The sequence below is a fragment of the Microbacterium sp. genome, from assembly GCF_047605725.1.
Lineage (GTDB): Bacteria > Actinomycetota > Actinomycetes > Actinomycetales > Microbacteriaceae > Microbacterium.
Genome location: NZ_JASGFE010000017.1, coordinates 15160 through 31078, shown reverse-complemented (window position 1 = coordinate 31078; position 15919 = coordinate 15160). Strand labels below are relative to the sequence as shown.

Annotated in this window: 17 protein-coding genes and 1 tRNA gene; 10 read left to right on the top strand and 8 right to left on the bottom strand. The window is 71.0% G+C overall.

What is annotated here, in order from left to right; all coding sequences use genetic code 11:
• Positions 1–19: 19 nt before the first annotated feature.
• Positions 20–919 carry a Bax inhibitor-1/YccA family membrane protein gene (locus tag QM641_RS05570; RefSeq protein WP_415114287.1) on the bottom strand — a complete coding sequence of 300 codons (900 nt, stop codon included), beginning with the start codon at positions 917–919 and terminating at the stop codon, positions 20–22.
• A gap of 124 nt (positions 920–1043) precedes the next feature.
• Between QM641_RS05570 and QM641_RS05565 the strand changes: the two genes are divergently transcribed.
• Positions 1044–2039: a glycerophosphodiester phosphodiesterase family protein gene (locus QM641_RS05565; protein WP_415114285.1), complete on the top strand. Its 996-nt coding sequence runs from the start codon at positions 1044–1046 to the stop codon at positions 2037–2039.
• A 12-nt stretch (positions 2040–2051) separates the two neighbouring features.
• On the opposite strand, the gene QM641_RS05560 is transcribed toward QM641_RS05565, so the two are convergent.
• Positions 2052–3380 carry an MFS transporter gene (locus QM641_RS05560; protein WP_415114283.1) on the bottom strand — a complete coding sequence of 443 codons (1329 nt, stop codon included), beginning with the start codon at positions 3378–3380 and terminating at the stop codon, positions 2052–2054.
• A 105-nt stretch (positions 3381–3485) separates the two neighbouring features.
• Between QM641_RS05560 and QM641_RS05555 the strand changes: the two genes are divergently transcribed.
• Together QM641_RS05555 and QM641_RS05550 are read left to right on the top strand one after the other, a co-directional pair.
• Entirely contained in the window at positions 3486–4412 is a 927-nt protein-coding gene (locus QM641_RS05555) for an ABC transporter ATP-binding protein (RefSeq protein ID WP_415114281.1), read from the top strand.
• Positions 4409–5488 carry an ABC transporter permease gene (locus QM641_RS05550; protein WP_415114278.1) on the top strand — a complete coding sequence of 360 codons (1080 nt, stop codon included), beginning with the start codon at positions 4409–4411 and terminating at the stop codon, positions 5486–5488. The genes QM641_RS05555 and QM641_RS05550 overlap by 4 nt, the downstream gene beginning before the upstream one ends.
• Positions 5489–5700: 212 nt before the next feature.
• Here the strand turns inward: QM641_RS05550 and QM641_RS05545 are convergent.
• Positions 5701–5776: transfer RNA gene (locus QM641_RS05545), tRNA-Met, on the bottom strand.
• Positions 5777–6047: 271 nt separating this feature from the next.
• Complete coding sequence (locus tag QM641_RS05540; protein WP_415114276.1) at positions 6048–6446, bottom strand: YccF domain-containing protein; 399 nt, start codon at positions 6444–6446, stop codon at positions 6048–6050.
• Between the two features lie 178 nt (positions 6447–6624).
• Here QM641_RS05540 and deoC point away from each other — a divergent pair, with 178 nt between their 5' ends.
• From deoC to QM641_RS05505, 7 genes are all read left to right on the top strand, one after another.
• On the top strand, positions 6625–7278 hold the full coding sequence (gene deoC / locus QM641_RS05535; protein WP_415114274.1) for a deoxyribose-phosphate aldolase: 654 nt from the start codon (positions 6625–6627) through the stop codon (positions 7276–7278).
• Between the two features lie 5 nt (positions 7279–7283).
• Positions 7284–8957, top strand: coding sequence for a phospho-sugar mutase (locus QM641_RS05530; RefSeq protein ID WP_415114272.1), 1674 nt, complete (start codon positions 7284–7286; stop codon positions 8955–8957).
• A 65-nt stretch (positions 8958–9022) separates the two neighbouring features.
• A complete protein-coding gene (gene deoD, locus QM641_RS05525; RefSeq protein ID WP_415114270.1) occupies positions 9023–9736 on the top strand; it encodes a purine-nucleoside phosphorylase in 714 nt (237 codons plus the stop codon).
• 266 nt (positions 9737–10002) lie between these two features.
• Positions 10003–12420 (top strand): ATP-dependent helicase, encoded by a 2418-nt coding sequence (locus QM641_RS05520; protein ID WP_415114268.1) that lies wholly within the window; start codon positions 10003–10005, stop codon positions 12418–12420.
• A gap of 159 nt (positions 12421–12579) precedes the next feature.
• Positions 12580–12831 carry a type II toxin-antitoxin system VapB family antitoxin gene (locus QM641_RS05515; protein WP_415114266.1) on the top strand — a complete coding sequence of 84 codons (252 nt, stop codon included), beginning with the start codon at positions 12580–12582 and terminating at the stop codon, positions 12829–12831.
• Positions 12828–13223, top strand: a complete 396-nt coding sequence (locus QM641_RS05510; RefSeq protein WP_415114264.1) for a type II toxin-antitoxin system VapC family toxin — start codon at positions 12828–12830, stop codon at positions 13221–13223. The genes QM641_RS05515 and QM641_RS05510 overlap by 4 nt, the downstream gene beginning before the upstream one ends.
• A 63-nt stretch (positions 13224–13286) precedes the next feature.
• Complete coding sequence (locus tag QM641_RS05505; protein WP_415114317.1) at positions 13287–13988, top strand: NUDIX hydrolase; 702 nt, start codon at positions 13287–13289, stop codon at positions 13986–13988.
• A 36-nt stretch (positions 13989–14024) separates the two neighbouring features.
• On the opposite strand, the gene QM641_RS05500 is transcribed toward QM641_RS05505, so the two are convergent.
• The 4 genes from QM641_RS05500 to QM641_RS05485 all read right to left on the bottom strand — a co-directional run bounded on the left by QM641_RS05500 (position 14025) and on the right by QM641_RS05485 (position 15906).
• Positions 14025–14180, bottom strand: a complete 156-nt coding sequence (locus QM641_RS05500) for a hypothetical protein (RefSeq protein WP_415114262.1) — start codon at positions 14178–14180, stop codon at positions 14025–14027.
• Positions 14181–14192: 12 nt separating this feature from the next.
• Positions 14193–14552, bottom strand: coding sequence for a hypothetical protein (locus QM641_RS05495; RefSeq protein ID WP_415114260.1), 360 nt, complete (start codon positions 14550–14552; stop codon positions 14193–14195).
• A 119-nt stretch (positions 14553–14671) separates the two neighbouring features.
• Positions 14672–14953, bottom strand: coding sequence for a helix-turn-helix domain-containing protein (locus tag QM641_RS05490; RefSeq protein ID WP_415114258.1), 282 nt, complete (start codon positions 14951–14953; stop codon positions 14672–14674).
• Between the two features lie 62 nt (positions 14954–15015).
• Positions 15016–15906, bottom strand: coding sequence for a D-alanyl-D-alanine carboxypeptidase family protein (locus tag QM641_RS05485; protein ID WP_415114256.1), 891 nt, complete (start codon positions 15904–15906; stop codon positions 15016–15018).
• Positions 15907–15919 lie beyond the last annotated feature (13 nt).

Here is a 15919-nt window from a genome sequence, read left to right as displayed (position 1 = left end):
CCTTCGGGAGGCGCTGAGGTCAGTTGTCGCCGCGCAGGATCGCGAGGATCCGCAGGATCTCGACGTACAGCCACACCACCGTGACCATGATGCCGAAGCCGCCGATCCAGCCCATCTCGCGCGGCGCGCCGTTGCGCACGCCCTGCTGGACCAGGTCGAAGTCCTGCACGAGCGAGTAGGCGGCCATGATGACCACGACCACGCCGATGACCAGACCCAGCGGGATGCCCATGAACGTCTGGCTGTAGAGGCCGAACGCGCCGGGTGCGACACCGGTCCACATGAGCACGAGGTTCAGCAGACCGAAGATCATGTAGCCGACGATCGCGACCATGAAGATCTTGTTCGCGCGGGCGCTGACGCGCACCTTGCCGTTGGCGAACAGCGCCAGGGTCGCCCCGACCACGGCGAGGGTCGCGAGGACGGCCTGGATGACCACCCCCGGCCAGATGAACTCGAAGAAGCCCGAGATGCCGCCGACGAACAGGCCCTCGAACGCCGCGTAGCCGAGGATGAGCCCCGGGCGCACCTTCTTGCGCGAGGTGAAGGTGACGGCCATCGCGAGGCCGAAGCCGCCGATCATGCCGATGATCCACGGCATCATCGTCGGCGCCCCGGCGGTGGCGACCGTCGACATCGTCCACAGCCAGCCGACCGCGGCTGTGACGACCAGGACCGCGAACAGGGCGAGCGTCTTGTGGACGGTGTCCTCGACGGTCATGCGCCCGGTGTCGATCGAGCCGGCCGGGGGAGCGGCGTACATGCCCTCCAGCTGCGCGCTCGTCGCGGCGTCGATGCCCTGGTGGGCCGTCGTCGCGTACTGGGTCTGGGTGCCCGCCTGCTGCGCAGGGGGCGGGGTCAAGCCCGGTCGTCGTTCCTGGAACGCCGGGTTGTTGAACGCGAAATTACCCGCGGCCATGAGCTATCACACTCCAAAGTCGATGCACAGCGCGGTGCTGTGTGTCCCAGAGTAACGGATCTGCCCCCGCAGGAGGTGGGCGCCGCTGGGAGAGCGCCAAGAAAACGGCCGGTAGCCTAGATGAATGCGGCGGCGGCATCCTCTCGTGATCGGTCACCGCGGCGCGCCGGGGTACCGCCCGGAGCACACCCGCTCGTCGTACGCGCTCGCCCTCGCCCTCGGCGTGGACGCGGTCGAGCCCGACGTGGTCGTCAGCGCCGACGGCGTGCTGGTGGTGCGGCACGAGAACGAGATCGGCTCCACGACCGACGTGGCGGACCGGCCCGAGTTCGCGGGACGCCGCGCGACGAAGACCGTCGACGGGGCCTCGACGACCGGCTGGTTCACGGAGGACTTCACGTGGGCCGAGCTGGCCACGCTGCGCTGCCGTGAGCGGCTGCCGCACGTGCGACCCTCCAGCGCCGCGTTCGACGGCGACGAGCCGCCGCTGCGGCTGCGGGACGTGCTCGACCTCGTGCGCACGGCCTCGATCGAGCAGGGCCGCGAGATCGGCGTCGTGGTGGAGCTCAAGCATGCGAGCCTGTTCACTGCCCTCGGTTTCGACCTCGCCGCGCTCGTGGCCGCGCAGCTGCGCGAGAGCGGATGGGATGGCGACCCGTCGCTCGTGATCGAGTCCTTCGAGCCCACCGTGCTCGACCGGGTGCGCGATGACGGCATCCGCGCGTCGTTCGTGTTCCTGCTGGAGGCGGCGGGGCACCCGCACGATCTGGGCGACGACGGTCCGTCGTACGCCTGGTTCGCCTCGCCCGCGGGTCTTGACGCGCTGGCCGGCCGCATGGACGGGATCAGCCTCGACAAGCGCATGATCCTCGCCCCCGACCGGCTCGGCCGCGCGACCGGTCCGTCGCGCGTCGTGACCGACGCGCACGAGCGCGGGCTGCGCGTCTACACGTGGACCTGCCGCCCGGAGAACATGTTCCTGCTGCCCGAGTTCCGCCGCCTCGGTCCGAAGAGCGCGTGGGGGCGCTATGAGGACGAGTGGCGCATCATCGCGGATGCCGGTGTCGACGGGGTGTTCGTCGACCACCCCGACCTGGGGGTGTCGCTCTTCCGCAGGTGACGCGGCGGGCGGTCAGGCGCTCGCGAGCTCCTCGGGAGCGCGGTCGTCGGCGTGGAGCAGATCCGAGCCGGCGGTCTCCGGCATCCGCCACACGATCAGCAGCACGATCACCGCGATCGAGATCATGTAGATGCCCGGCGCGATCAGGGAGCCGGTCTGCTGGATCAGCCAGGTCGACAGGAGCGGCGCGGTCCCCCCGAAGATCGTGTAGGCCACGTTCCAGCTGATGGTCGCGCCGCTCAGGCGGTTGCGGGTGGGGAAGAGCTCGATCACCGTGATGCCGAACGCGCCCCAGTACACGCCGAACACGAGCGCGATGACGATCTGTCCGCCCAGGGCCGCCCAGAAGGTTCCGACCCCGGCCAGCGACAGCGCCGGCAGGTAGAGCACGATCGTGGCGATGATGGCCCCGATCAGCACCGGGCGCCGGCCGAACCGGTCGGACAGGGCGCCGCCGACCCAGAAGCTGACGAACGCGAACACGAGGGCGATGCCGTTGCTCAGCAGCGCGTCGCCGCTGGGCAGGTTCGCCCCGGTCGTGAGGAACGTGACGAAGTACCCGCTCAGCGTGTAGAAGGCCAGGCTCGACAGCGCGGCGAGCGCGAGCACGCGGGCCACCGAGCTCCGGGTCGACGTGCGCGTGCCGGCACCGGTGGCCGCGCGCGCCTTCTTGGCAGCCTGCGCGGCCTCGAAGACCGGCGACTCGTCCACCTTGGTGCGGATGTAGAGGCCGATGAGGGCCATCGGGCCGCCGGCGAGGAACGCGATCCGCCAGCCCCAGGACTCGTAGGTCTCGGCGGGGAGCACGGTGGTCAGCAGCAGCACGAACAGGGCCGCGACGACCGAGGGCACCGTGGAGAACGAGTAGGTGAAGCTCACGTAGAGCCCGCGACGCCGCGGCGGTGCGTGCTCGGCCACGAAGGCGTTCGAGCCGACCGTCTCGCCGGCCGCCGAGAACCCCTGCACCATGCGACACGCGACGAGCAGGATCGGAGCGAGGACGCCGACCTGCGCATAGGTCGGCAGCACGCCGATCGCCATGGTCGCCAGGCCCATCGTCAGGATGACGATCACCAGCAGGCGGCGGCGCCCGATGCGGTCGCCGATCAGGCCGAAGAAGATGCCGCCCAGCGGCCGCATCAGGAAGCCGACCGCGTATACGCCGAACACCGACAGCACGCTGGCGACCGGATCGTCGTTCGGGAAGAAAAGCTTCGCGATGATCGCCGCGGAATAGGCGTAGATCACGAAGTCGTACCACTCCACGAACTGTCCCATCGCCGCCGAGGCGATGACCTTGCGGAGGGCGGAGGGGCGGCGGGTGTCGGGCTGTGCGTGCATGTCTCGTCTCTCGGTGGGCGAACCCGGTGCACGTTAGCCGAACGGCGTTCCCGACGGCGCCTTTCTTAAGAACAATGTCGGGCGGATGCCGCCTAGGTTGGAGGCATGTCCGGCATCAGCGCCCGCAACGTCCGCCGCTCGTTCGGGAACGTGCACGCCGTGCGCGATGTGAGCCTGGACGCCCGGCCCGGCGCGGTCACGGGCCTGATCGGTCCGAACGGCTCGGGCAAGACCACGCTGCTGCTCATGCTCGCCTCGTTGCTCGCACCGGATGCCGGTGAGCTGCGCGTCGACGGCATCGATCCGGTCGTCGATCCCGCCGGCGCCCGCGCGCGCCTGGGGTGGATGCCCGACGCGCTCGGTGCCTGGCCCTCGCTCACGGCCCGCGAGACGATCGTCACGACCGGGCGGCTCTACGGGCTCGACAAGGAGTCCGCGCGGGCCCGGGCCGCGGTGCTGCTGCAGTCGGTCGGCCTCGACGACCTCGCCGACGCGCCCGCGCGCGTGCTGTCGCGGGGGCAGAAGCAGCGACTCGGGCTCGCCCGCGCGCTCGTGCACGACCCCCGGGTGCTGCTGCTGGACGAGCCGGCCTCCGGCCTCGACCCGCAGGCGCGCGTCGACCTGCGGGTGCTGCTGCGCCGGCTCGCCGGCGAGGGGCGCACGATCCTCATCTCCAGCCACATCCTCGCCGAACTGGAGGAGGTGGTCGACGACGCCGTGTTCCTCGTCGCGGGTGCGACCGTGAGCGCCGACCGCGTCGCGGCCGCGGCCGGGCGCGAGCGCGTGTGGCGCATCAGGATCGCGGATCGGGAGCCGGACGCGGCGGCGGCGGACGTGGCATCCGCTCTCGGCGTGCCGCCCGCGGACGTGCGCGTCGATCGACGGGAGCTGCTGCTGTCGTTCGCCTCCGATGCGGCGGCGGCCACGGCACTGGCCGCGCTCGTGCGCGCGGGCCTTCCCGTGGTCGAGTTCTCCGCGGCGACGGGCCTGCTCGAACACACGTTCCTCGACCTCGAGGGGGGCCCGCGATGAACCCGGACCGGCTCTGGACGATCGCTCGCCTCGAGCTGACCCAACGCGTGCGCACCGTGTCGTGGTACGTGCTGCTGGGCGTGTTCGCGCTGCTGCTGATCGTGGTCACCGTGCTCGCCTTCCTCTCCTTCGGGTACATCGACGACCGCGGGCCGGGGGTGTACTCGACCGTCGTCTACCTGACGCTGCTGCTGGCGGTGCTGGTCTCGCCCACCCTCAGCGGCAACTCGATCAACGGGGATCGGGATGCCGCGACCCTCGCCCCGGTGCAGGTGACCCTCGCCACGACCGGCGAGATCCTGCTCGGAAAGCTCCTCGCGGCGTGGATCACCGGGCTCGCGTTCGTCGTGGTGGCCGTGCCGTTCCTGCTGGTGGCGATGCTCGGCGGCGGCGTGCAGGTCGGGACGGTGCTGGTGTCGATCGTCGTGCTCGTCGTGGAGATCGGCGTGGTGGCCGGCATCGGGGTCGGGCTCAGCGGCATCCTCGCCCGCCCGCTGTTCTCGGTGGCGACGACGTATCTCGTCGTCGCGGCATTCGTGGTCGGTACGGTGATCGCCTTCGGGCTGGGCGGGGCGAGCGCGACCAGCGAGGTCGTCGCCAAGAACCGCATGGCGGAGTACGACCCCGACACGGGGGCGCCGCTCTGCCGCGACGGCTCGGCGGACTGCTGGGACGAGCCGCAGCTGATGCTCTGCGGGCAGTGGGAGACGAGCACGTACCGCGTGCCGCGTTTCGACCGCGTGTGGTGGATGCTGGCCGCCAACCCGTTCGTCATCCTCGCCGACGCGACCCCGACGCAGTACGACGAGCACGGCAACCCGATCGACCTGTTCGGTCAGCTGAAGGCCGGCGTGCGCTACGCGCAGCTGCCGCCGCCGCTGGAGACGGCGTGGGACGAGTGCGATCCGGTGTCCGAGGAGCCGCGCACTCCCGCCGAGGTCGTCGCCGAGACCGTGCCGAGCTGGTTCGTCGGTCTCGGGATCCAGGTGGTCGTCGCGGCGGGGCTCCTCTGGGGCGGCTGGGCGCGCACCCGCACACCCGCGCGCACCCCGCCGCCGGGCACCCGCATCGCCTGAGCGTTCGCCCGTCGCCCCCGCTCGCCCCTCCACACCCGCGAGACTGCAACCGTGCACCGAGACTGCAGGCTGGGCATGCAGTCTCGGCGCACCAGTGCAGTCTCGGCGGAGAGGGGGGCGAGCGTGCCGCACGGGGCGAGCGCGCCGCACGGGGCGTCGCGCCGCACGGGGCGGCGCCGGGAGGGCCCGGCGCGCCGGGAGGGCCCGGGGAGTGGACGCGACGGCGGGAGTCGAACCCGCAACGCTCCCGGGTATGAGCCGGTGCCCGGGACCGCCCGGATCGCCGCGATGACTTCACGCTAGCCCCGGCATCCGACTCGTGGGCTGTGTATGACCTGTGGTTTCGGGATGTGTCGCCCGGTGACGGCGCGGGGTGCGCTTCTGGGCCCCCACGAACTGCGGAGAGTCGCACCGACTTCGGAGGATTTCGCCGAAATCCTCCGAAGTTCGCGTGAGACTCCGAAGTTCGTGCGCGCGGGCAGGGGCCCGGGCGGGCGGGCAGGGGCAGGGGCGCGGGCGGGCAGGGGCAGGGGCAGGGGCTCGGGCGGATGCCGGGGGCTCAGCGCCGCGCGGCGTCGAAGGCGCCGCCGGTGGGGACGATGTCCTTGCCGAGGGGCATGAGGGAGATCGGCACCATCTTGAAGTCGGCGATGCCGAGGGGGATGCCGATGATCGTGACGCACAGCGCGATGCCCGAGGCGATGTGTCCGAGCGCCAGCCACCACCCGGCCAGGATCACCCAGATCACGTTGCCGAGGAACGACATCGTGCCGGCCGTGGGCTTGTCCACGATCGTGCGGCCGAACGGCCACAGCGCGTAGACGCCGATGCGGAAGGAGGCGATGCCCCACGGGATCGTGATGATCAGGATGCACAGCACGATCCCTGCGCCCAGGTACCCGAGGAAGAGCCAGAAGCCCGCGAGGATCAGCCAGATGAGGTTCAGCAGCGTGCGCACGCGTCCATTGTGTCGCGGTTCGGGCCGCGGGTCATCAGACCGAGCGGTCCCTCGAGCTGCGGTGCGGCGCCGGGTAGTGTGGGCACGACGTTCCCGCTGAGGAAACGGTTGTTCACCGGTGGCCGACGCAGCCCGCACGCCGCGGTTCGGTTCCACCCCGTCTGCGAAGAAGGATGCGATGGACCGGAACGATGTCGCGGCGATGATCGACCACACGCTGCTCAAGCCCTCGGCCACGGCCGACGACGTGCGGGCCCTGATCGCGGAGGGTGCCGAACTGGGCGTCTACTCCGTGTGCGTCTCGCCCAGCATGCTCCCGGTCGAGACGCCGGAGGGGCTTCTCGTGGCCACGGTGTGCGGCTTCCCCTCGGGTGCCCACCAGCCCCGGATCAAGGCCGCCGAGGCGGCCGACTCGGTCGCCCGCGGTGCCGACGAGGTCGACATGGTCATCAACCTCGCAGGCGCGGTCACCGGCGACTACGACGCCGTCGAGGCCGAGATCCGCGCGGTGCGCGAGGCGTGTCCGGCCCCGGTCGTGCTGAAGGTCATCATCGAGTCGGCCGCGCTCACCGACGACCAGATCGTCGGCTGCTGCAAGGCATCCGAGGCCGCCGGCGCCGACTTCGTGAAGACCTCGACCGGCTTCCACCCCGCGGGGGGCGCGAGCGTCCACGCGGTCGAGCTCATGGCCCGCACCGTCGGCGGCCGGCTGGGCGTCAAGGCGTCCGGCGGCATCCGCGACGCCGAGGCCGCGCGCGCGATGATCGCCGCGGGCGCCACTCGCCTGGGGCTCTCCTCGTCGGCGGCGATCCTCGCCGGATTCGAGGGGTGAGCGCCATGGCCGACGTCATCGCGCAGGCACGTGAGTGGATCGCGCACGACCCGGATGCCGCGACCCGGGCCGAGCTGTCCGAGATCGCCGATCGCGCCGAGCAGGGCGACGAGGCGGCGCTCGCAGACCTCGCGTCGCGCTTCAGCGGTCCGCTGATGTTCGGCACGGCGGGCCTCAGAGCGGCCGTCGGCGCCGGCGAGTCGCGCATGAACGTCGCCGTCGTCACCCGCGCGACGGCGGGTGTCGCCGCCTACCTCGCCGACACGATCGGCCCGGGCGCGCGGGTCGTCGTCGGCTGCGACGCGCGGTACGGATCCGACGAGTTCATGGATGCGGCGTGCGAGGTGCTGACCGCGGCGGGCGCCGAGGTGCTCGCCCTCCCTAAGAAGCTGCCGACGCCCGTCACGGCCTACACTGTGCGGGCGCTGGACTGCGAGTGCGGCATCATGGTGACCGCCTCGCACAACCCTCCCGCCGACAACGGCTACAAGGTGTATCTGGGCGGCCGCGCCGCCGACGAAGACGGTCGCGGCGTCCAGATCGTTCCCCCCGCGGATGCCGAGATCGCGGCCCGCATCGCGGCGGCCCCGCCCGCCGACGAGGTGCCGCGCTCGGCCGAGGGCATCCAGCAGGTCGACCAGGCGGTCGTCGACGCGTACGTCGACCGGGTCTCGTCGCGGCGCGGCACGACCGAGCCCTCCGGCATCCGCATCGTCCTCACGCCGATGCACGGCGTGGGCGGCGCGACGTGCGAGCGGGCGCTGCACGCGGCGGGCTTCGCCGACGTGCACCTCGTGCCCGAGCAGGCCGAGCCCGACCCCGACTTCCCGACGGTGGCCTTCCCCAACCCGGAGGAGCCCGGCGCGATCGACCTGGCGCTGGAGCTCGCCCGCCGCATCGACGCCGACGTCGTGATCGCGCTCGACCCGGACGCCGATCGCTGCTCGATGGCCGTTCCGCTCACCGACGGCACGTGGCGTCAGCTCACCGGCGACGAGATCGGCGCCGTGCTCGGCGAGCAGGCCGCCGCCGACGACAGCCGCTCCGGCGACGCGCTGGCCAACTCGATCGTCTCGGGGCGCCTGCTCAGTCGCATCGCCGCGGCGCACGGGCTGAAGCACGCGGCCACCCTGACCGGCTTCAAGTGGATCGCCCGGACCCCCGGCATCCGATTCGGCTACGAAGAGGCGATCGGCTACTGCACCGACCCGGATGCCGTGCACGACAAGGACGGCGTGGGCGCGGCGATCCGCGTGGCGACCCTCGTGCATGACCTCAAGAGCCAGGGGAAGACCGTCGAGGACCTGCTCGACGACCTCGCGCGCGCACACGGCTTCTTCGCGTCGGCGCCGCTGAGCTTCCGCGTGTCGGACCTGTCGCTCATCGCGGACGGCATGGCGCGGCTGCGCGCCGACGGCATCCCGTCGCTCGCGGGATCCCCCGTCGTCGAGGCGCGCGACCTCGCCAAGGGGAGTCCCGAGCTGGGGCCGACCGACGGCCTGCTGTACCTCACCGAGGCCGACGACCGCGTCATCGTGCGCCCGTCGGGCACCGAGCCGAAGCTCAAGTGCTATCTCGAGGTCGTCCTTCCCTGCGAGGACGGCGTCGTGCCGCGCGCCGCCGCCGCGGAACGGCTCGAGCGCATCCGCGCAGACGTCACCGCCGCGCTCGGGTTCTAGCCCCACCGCCCCGACACGAGGCCGATCGCTCGAACGACCGGCATCCCGAACCCACGGAGTCCCCGATGAGTACCAGCAGCACCGCGCACATCGACCCCAAGGGGGTGGAGATCGCCGAGACGATCCTGCTCCCCGGCGACCCGCTCAGGGCGAAGTTCATCGCCGAGACGTATCTCGACGACGTACGGCAGTTCAACGAGGTGCGAAACATGCTGGGCTTCACTGGCACGTATCGCGGCGCCCCGGTGTCGGTGATGGGCACCGGCATGGGGATCCCGTCCATCTCGCTGTACACGTACGAGCTCATCCACTTCTTCGGCGTGAAGAACCTCATCCGCGTGGGCAGCTGCGGGGCGCTGCAGGAGGGCATGGAGCTCTACGACGTCGTGCTCGCGCAGGGCGCGTCGACCGACTCGGCGTACGTGCAGCAGTTCGGCGTGCGCGGCACGTTCGCACCTCTGTCGTCCTTCCGGCTGCTGGAGGCCGCCGCGCGCGCCGCCGACGCGCTCGGCCAGCGCACGCACGTGGGCAACGTGCTGTCGTCGGATGTGTTCTACAACGCGGATGCCGCGGCGCTGGACCCGTGGCGCAGGCTCGGCATCCTCGCGGTCGAGATGGAGTCGGCGGGACTGTTCGCCAACGCCGCGGCCGCGGGCGTCGATGCGCTCGGCATCTTCACCGTCAGCGACCACCTGCTGACCCACGCCCAGACCACTCCGCTGGAGCGCCAGACCGCGTTCAACGGCATGGTCGAGATCGCCCTGGAGCTGGTGCGGTGACCTGATCCGCATGCGGCCGTTCGCACTGACTTTTCTTGCCGAGTCACTGCCTTGTGCGCGAGTCACTGCGCTGCAGGGCAGTGACTCGGCGTTTGGGCAGTGACTCGCGCGCTCGTGAGGGCGAACACGCAGCGGGAAGGGCGGGCGGGCGCGCGGGGGCAAGGGGTGCGGGCGGGCAAGGGGTGCGGGCGGGCGCGCGGGGCAAGGGGCGGGGGGCGGGGATGCCGGGGGCCGGTGTCGGCGGGTCGACCTAGACTTGGGGGGCCATGACCGACACCCCTGCGCTCGTGCCGATTCCGGCCGCGCGCCCCGACGCCGACCTGCTCGAGGGGCTGAACCCGCCGCAGCGCGAGGCGGTCACCTACCGCGGGCAGGCGCTGCTCATCGTCGCGGGAGCAGGGTCGGGCAAGACCCGCGTGCTCACCCACCGCATCGCGTCGCTGCTGCGGAGGAGGGAGGCGTGGCCGAGCCAGATCCTCGCGATCACGTTCACGAACAAGGCCGCGGGAGAGATGCGCGAGCGGGTGCAGCAGCTGGTCGGCGACAGCGCGCGCGGCATGTGGATCTCGACGTTCCACTCCGCGTGCGTGCGGATCCTGCGCCGCGAGGCCGAGCAGTTCGGGTTCACCAGGAACTTCACGATCTACGACTCCGGCGACTCGCGTGCGCTCGTCAAGCGGCTCGTCAAAGAGCACGAGGCCGACGCGTTCGGGCTCACCCCGGCGAGCGTGCAGAGCCGCATCTCCAAGCTCAAGAACGAGCTGGCCGATGCCGAGTCCTACGCCCGACAGGCCAACCTGTCAGATCCCGCGGAGCGCATGTTCGTCGAGCTGTTCGCCGACTACCAGCGCGCCCTGCAGAAGGCGAACGCATTCGACTTCGACGACCTCATCGCCCAGACCGTGTACCTGTTCCGCGCGTTCCCCCAGGTCGCCGACGTGTACCGGCGGCGCTTCCGGCACATCCTGGTCGACGAGTACCAGGACACCAACCACGCGCAGTACGCGCTCATTCGCGAGCTGACCCGTCCACCGGGCGCGACTGCGCCCATCGCCGCCAGCGGCGGCATGATGATCTTCGAGCCCGAGCCGGCCGCGGAGGATGCGGCATCCCTCACCGTCGTCGGCGACTCCGATCAGTCGATCTATGCGTTCCGCGGTGCCGACATCCGCAACATCACCGAGTTCGAGCGCGATTTTCCGGGGGCGAAGGTCGTGCTGCTGGAGCAGAACTACCGGTCGACGCAGAACATCCTGTCGGCGGCGAACGCCGTCATCGCGGGCAACTTCGACCGCAAGGACAAGAAGCTGTGGACCGATGTCGGCGCGGGGGAGCCCATCGTCGGCTTCACCGGCTACTCGCAGCACGACGAGGCCCAGTTCGTCGCCGACGAGGTCGGGGCGCTGCACCGCAGCGGTGTCGACTACAGCCAGATGGCGGTGTTCTACCGCACGAACTCGCAGTCCCGCGCGCTGGAGGAGATCCTCATCCGCTCGGCGGTGCCGTACAAGATCATGGGCGGCACGAGATTCTACGAGCGGGCCGAGATCAAAGACGCTCTCGCCTACCTCGTCGCGGTGGCCAACCCGGCCGACGAGCTGGCCGTGCGGCGCATCCTCAACCGGCCGCGCCGCGGCATCGGCGAGGTCACAGAGACCGCGATCGCCCGTTACGCCGCCGATCAGGGCATCACGTTCCGCGCCGCGCTCGCGAACGCGTCGGCGCTCGGGGTGGGGCCGAAGATCCAGGCGGCGATCGCGCAGCTCGACGCGGTGCTGGCCGAGGCATCCGAGCTCATGCTGCCGGGTTCCGGAGAGCTGGCGCCGCCGACCGCGGTCGCCGACGGGCTCGTCGTGCTGCTGAACAAGAGCGGCTACCTCGCCGCGCTCCGCCGCAGCAAGGACCCGCAGGACGAGGCGCGGCTGGAGAACCTCGACGAGCTGGTCGCCGTCACGCGCGAGTTCGCGCGGAACAACCCCGACGGGACGATCCTCGACTTCCTCACCGAGGTCGCGCTCGTGTCGGATGCCGACGACCTCGACGACGCGTCGGGCTCCGTCTCGCTCATGACGATGCACACCGCCAAAGGCCTCGAATACGACGCCGTGTTCGTCACCGGTGTCGAGGAGGACCTCATCCCGCACCGCATCTCGGCGGGGGAGCCGGGCGGTCCGCAGGAGGAGCGGCGGCTGTTCTACGTCGGCATCACGCGGGCGCGCAAGCGCCTGTACCTGTCGCTCGCGATGACCCGCGCGCAGTTCGGCGAGGTCTCGGTGGCCATGCCCAGCCGCTTCCTGCAGGAGATCCCCGCCGAGCTCATCCAGTGGCGCCAGTCGCCGGGAGATGTCAACTCGCGCGGCGGCACGCAGTCGCGCGCGCTCAACGCCCGCCGGCCGGGCGGATTCGGCGGCGCCGCGGGGCCGAGGAGGTACGGCGACGACCTCGTGCCGCTGCCGCGCCGTGACCGGCCCGTCGCCCAGTTCCCCAACCGGGTGCCGGCCAGGGTGCGCGACAACGGCGATCTCGAGCTGGCCGCGGGCGACCGCATCCGTCACGACGACTTCGGCGAGGGCCGCGTGGATGCCGTCACCGGAGAGGGCGCGAAGCGCATCGCGCACGTGCGGTTCGACAAGGTCGGAGCCAAGAAGCTCCTGATCAAGATCGCGCCGATCGAGAAGCTCTGACCTCGGGGCGCTTCTGCTGCTCGGGTTGGCAGTTGTGGTCGCGTGCATGCGCGCCGGGCGTCAACGACTGCCAGGTCGAGTGGATGTCGGGGGGAGCGCCGCAGCGGCAACGCCGACGGCGAGGGTATCGAGGTGTATGCCTTGGGGTATCCTTACACCATGAGTCTCAGCATCAAGAATCCCACGGTGCTCGAACTGACCCGTGAGCTGGCGGGCGTGCTGGGCACGAGTCAGGTCAGCGCGCTCGAAGTGGCCGTGCGAGAGAAGCTCGAGCGAGAGCTGACGAAGAGCGATGCCCGTCGTGAACGCGTGCTTCGCGATCTGATTCAGCTTCGCGAGCTGGCATCCGGCGGTCCGACGCGACAGCAGATCGACGACGACATGTACGACGAGTGGGGTCTGCCACGATGATCCTCGACACGTCGGCGATCGTCGCCGTGATCGACGGAGAGGCGGATGCCGAGAGGATTGCGGCGAAGATCGCCGCCGCCCGGCGTCTCGCTGTATCGGCGGCGACGCTCGTAGAACTCACCGGCGTGCTCGTGCGCTACAAGCGTCCGGAGCTGCACGCGATCGTTGGCCGCAGGCTGAAGGAATGGGGCGTCGAGACGGCGCCTCTCGATGCCGAGCAAGCGCAGATCGCGCAGCAGGCCTACCGCGACTACGGGCGCGGCAGCGGGCATCCCGCCCGTCTCAATCTCGGAGACTGCTACAGCTACGCCCTTGCGATCGCCTCGAATGAGGAACTGCTCTTCGTCGGCGACGACTTCTCGAAGACGGACGTACGCGCGGCCCTCGGGTAGGGCGCTGCTCTTCTGCGGTCTACGCGTCCGGGGGTCGTGAGTGAGGGATAGCCTCGACGGGTGATGATCCGACCGGATGCCGCGTCCGCGCGTGCGCAGCTGGAGCGACTCGCGGCTGCCGGCGGGCCGCTCGGCCCGTGGCCGATCGCACGCGGGGCGGTGGATGCGGCATCCGCTCGCGCCGCCGCCGTGCTGGTGCTGTTCGGCGTGCTCGATGACCGCCCGAGCGACCGTGCGGCGCAGGCGCGCGCCGTCTCGCGCGACCTCGATGTGCTGTTGCTCGCGCGGGCCGAGACGCTGCGCGCGCACGCCGGTCAGGTCGCGTTCCCGGGCGGAGGCGTCGACCCGGGCGACGACGGCGCGGTCGCCGCGGCGCTGCGCGAGGCGCAGGAGGAGACCGGGCTCGACCCGGCCGGTGTGGACGTGCTCGGGCCGCTCGACCCCGTTCCCATCCCGGTCTCGGGGTACCTCGTCACGCCGGTGCTCGGCTGGTGGACCCGCCCCACGGTCGTCGCGGCCGTCGACCTGGCCGAGTCGGTCGAGGTCTTCCGGGTTCCGGTGGCGGACCTGCTCGACCCGGGGCATCGGCGCACCACGGTGTTCCGCCGTGACGGCCAGACGTGGCGCGGACCGGGCTTCGTCGTGTCGCCGAACGGGCGGGACCACCTCGTCTGGGGCTTCACCGCCCTCGTGCTCGACCGGCTCTTCGACCGGCTCGGCTGGAGCGAGGACTGGGACCGCGAGCGCACCGTCGAGGTGAACTGAGCGCGGCGCTGGGAGCTCGAGCATCTGGTCGGTCTACTATTCGTCGTCGAGGACCGCGAGCCGTGAGGCCGAGAGGTCGGCCCAGTCGAGGCTCTCCTGCTGGGCAGGATCGCGGTCGATCGTCACATTGAGCTGCGCGGTGACCGGGTCGTCGCATGCATCGCCGGCGCTGTGAGGGTTGTGATCGATCACTGATCGTCTCCTTTATGAAGGCTGGGGTTCGGAGGAGGGGCGGTGGAGCGCCGCGCGCAGTGCCGGGTCGCGCAGCACAGTCCGAACCAGGGCCCGCGCGGTGTCGAGGGTGACCTCCAGGTGCACGTCGGCGCCGTCCTCGATCACGAGCCAGCACTCGGCATCGTGCCGGCGCCGGAGGAGCCCGATCTCCACCTCGGTCTCGAGCCAGCGAGACTCCCTGGCGCGGACGATCGCGGGAGCGAGGATGCCGTGGCTTCGATGATCCTCGTCGTCGGGATGGGTCGTGGTGCCGTGCGCGGTCGCGCACCAGTCATGGCCGCACGACGGTGGGGCATGCGCGGCGGCTGCGCGTGGGCCGTGTTCTCTCATGCCGTGGCTCCTCCATGCGTCGCCACGGAGGGCGACCTCGGGGTGATCCGATGGGCACGTCGGTACGGCTATTCCAGCACGGAGGTACGACATGGCCCGGACCGCGCCCGGGCGGGAAATCACCGCCCTGGCGCGACGCCATCCGGATCAGGAGGCAGGAGCGCTGCGACGGGAACGCCCAGCACCTCGGCGAGGGAGACGAGGGTGCGAAGCCGCGGGTTGGCGGGCGTTCCCGGGTTGGACTCGCCCTTCTCCAGCTTGCGGTAGGTGAACGCCGAGAGGCCGGCCGCGGCGGCGACCCGCTCCTGCGAGAGTCCGCGCCGCGCCCGTGCGCGGCTGAGCGCGATGCCGAGCTCGCGCACGTACGGCGTCCACGTATCGTGCGGGCTGGACGCTGCCATCGCTCCAGCCTGAACGCGGCGGCACCCTCACTTGAGCATGTAAACATGCTCAAGCGGCCAATCTATCCAGCGCGTTGTGCGCGCACGTGGGCGATGAGCCGGGTGACGTCGGTTGTCCGCTGGGTGTCGGACGGTGCGCCGAGGACGACGCCGATGAGCTGCTCGCCTCCGACGGGCGCCGTGAACAGTGCCGTATACCCCGCTTCGGTGGTGTGCCCCGTCTTCAGGCCCGTGATGCCGAGTGTGCCGAGGAGGTCGTTGGTGTTGGGAAGGGGCTCGCCGATCGGTGAGATCGTCATCGGGCGGGCGGCGAGCTCCGCGATCGCCGGGGTGGCGGCGGCGAGACGGCCGAGGGTGATCAGGTCGCGCGCGGAGGCGCGGTTGTCGGGCGACATGCCAGAGGCGTCGGCGATCTGGATGTGCGACAGCCGATGTTCATCGAGCCAGCGACGTGCGGCCGCGAGATAGGCCTGCTCGTCACCGAACAGGTGGGTGACCAGCGACGTGGCGTGGTTGTTGGACGACGCCACGAGGACGTATTCGAGGAATTGACGCTCGGTGAGCACCTGTCCCGGGAGCACGGCCACGCTGGAGCCGTCGCGGGCCTGTTCCGCCAGTGCGTAGCCGGCGTCGGCGTCGGTCAGCAAGAACGACGGCCCCGATTGATCGGGTTCGAGCGGCGCGGCGTCGAGGGCGACGAGCGCGGTGACGAGCTTCGTGAGGCTCGCGATCGGGCGTGCTTCGTCGCTCCCCGGTGAGCCGACAGTGGTCGTGCCGATCGAGAGCGCGGAGGTCCCCGTCGTGGGCCAGGCCGGCTCACTCAGGCGCGAGTGCGACGCCTGGTTCGAGAGCATCCAGACCACACCGACGACGGCGAGAGCGAGCCCGCAGGCCACGAGCGTGATGACGGTGCGGCGACGGTGCGGCGTCGGCGCGGCGCGCGGAGAGAGCATGATCCGATGATCG

Excerpts from the sequence above, each read along its gene's own strand:
- deoD (WP_415114270.1), top strand. The coding sequence starts at position 9,023 with ATGAGTACCAGCAGCACCGCGCACATCGACCCCAAGGGGGTGGAGATC.
- QM641_RS05490 (WP_415114258.1), bottom strand. The coding sequence starts at position 14,953 with ATGGCAGCGTCCAGCCCGCACGATACGTGGACGCCGTACGTGCGCGAG.
- QM641_RS05520 (WP_415114268.1), top strand. The coding sequence starts at position 10,003 with ATGACCGACACCCCTGCGCTCGTGCCGATTCCGGCCGCGCGCCCCGAC.
- QM641_RS05530 (WP_415114272.1), top strand. The coding sequence starts at position 7,284 with ATGGCCGACGTCATCGCGCAGGCACGTGAGTGGATCGCGCACGACCCG.
- QM641_RS05505 (WP_415114317.1), top strand. The coding sequence starts at position 13,287 with ATGATCCGACCGGATGCCGCGTCCGCGCGTGCGCAGCTGGAGCGACTC.
- QM641_RS05560 (WP_415114283.1), bottom strand. The coding sequence starts at position 3,380 with ATGCACGCACAGCCCGACACCCGCCGCCCCTCCGCCCTCCGCAAGGTC.
- QM641_RS05565 (WP_415114285.1), top strand. The coding sequence starts at position 1,044 with ATGCGGCGGCGGCATCCTCTCGTGATCGGTCACCGCGGCGCGCCGGGG.
- QM641_RS05515 (WP_415114266.1), top strand. The coding sequence starts at position 12,580 with ATGAGTCTCAGCATCAAGAATCCCACGGTGCTCGAACTGACCCGTGAG.
- QM641_RS05555 (WP_415114281.1), top strand. The coding sequence starts at position 3,486 with ATGTCCGGCATCAGCGCCCGCAACGTCCGCCGCTCGTTCGGGAACGTG.
- QM641_RS05510 (WP_415114264.1), top strand. The coding sequence starts at position 12,828 with ATGATCCTCGACACGTCGGCGATCGTCGCCGTGATCGACGGAGAGGCG.
- QM641_RS05485 (WP_415114256.1), bottom strand. The coding sequence starts at position 15,906 with ATGCTCTCTCCGCGCGCCGCGCCGACGCCGCACCGTCGCCGCACCGTC.
- deoC (WP_415114274.1), top strand. The coding sequence starts at position 6,625 with ATGGACCGGAACGATGTCGCGGCGATGATCGACCACACGCTGCTCAAG.
- QM641_RS05495 (WP_415114260.1), bottom strand. The coding sequence starts at position 14,552 with ATGAGAGAACACGGCCCACGCGCAGCCGCCGCGCATGCCCCACCGTCG.
- QM641_RS05570 (WP_415114287.1), bottom strand. The coding sequence starts at position 919 with ATGGCCGCGGGTAATTTCGCGTTCAACAACCCGGCGTTCCAGGAACGA.
- QM641_RS05550 (WP_415114278.1), top strand. The coding sequence starts at position 4,409 with ATGAACCCGGACCGGCTCTGGACGATCGCTCGCCTCGAGCTGACCCAA.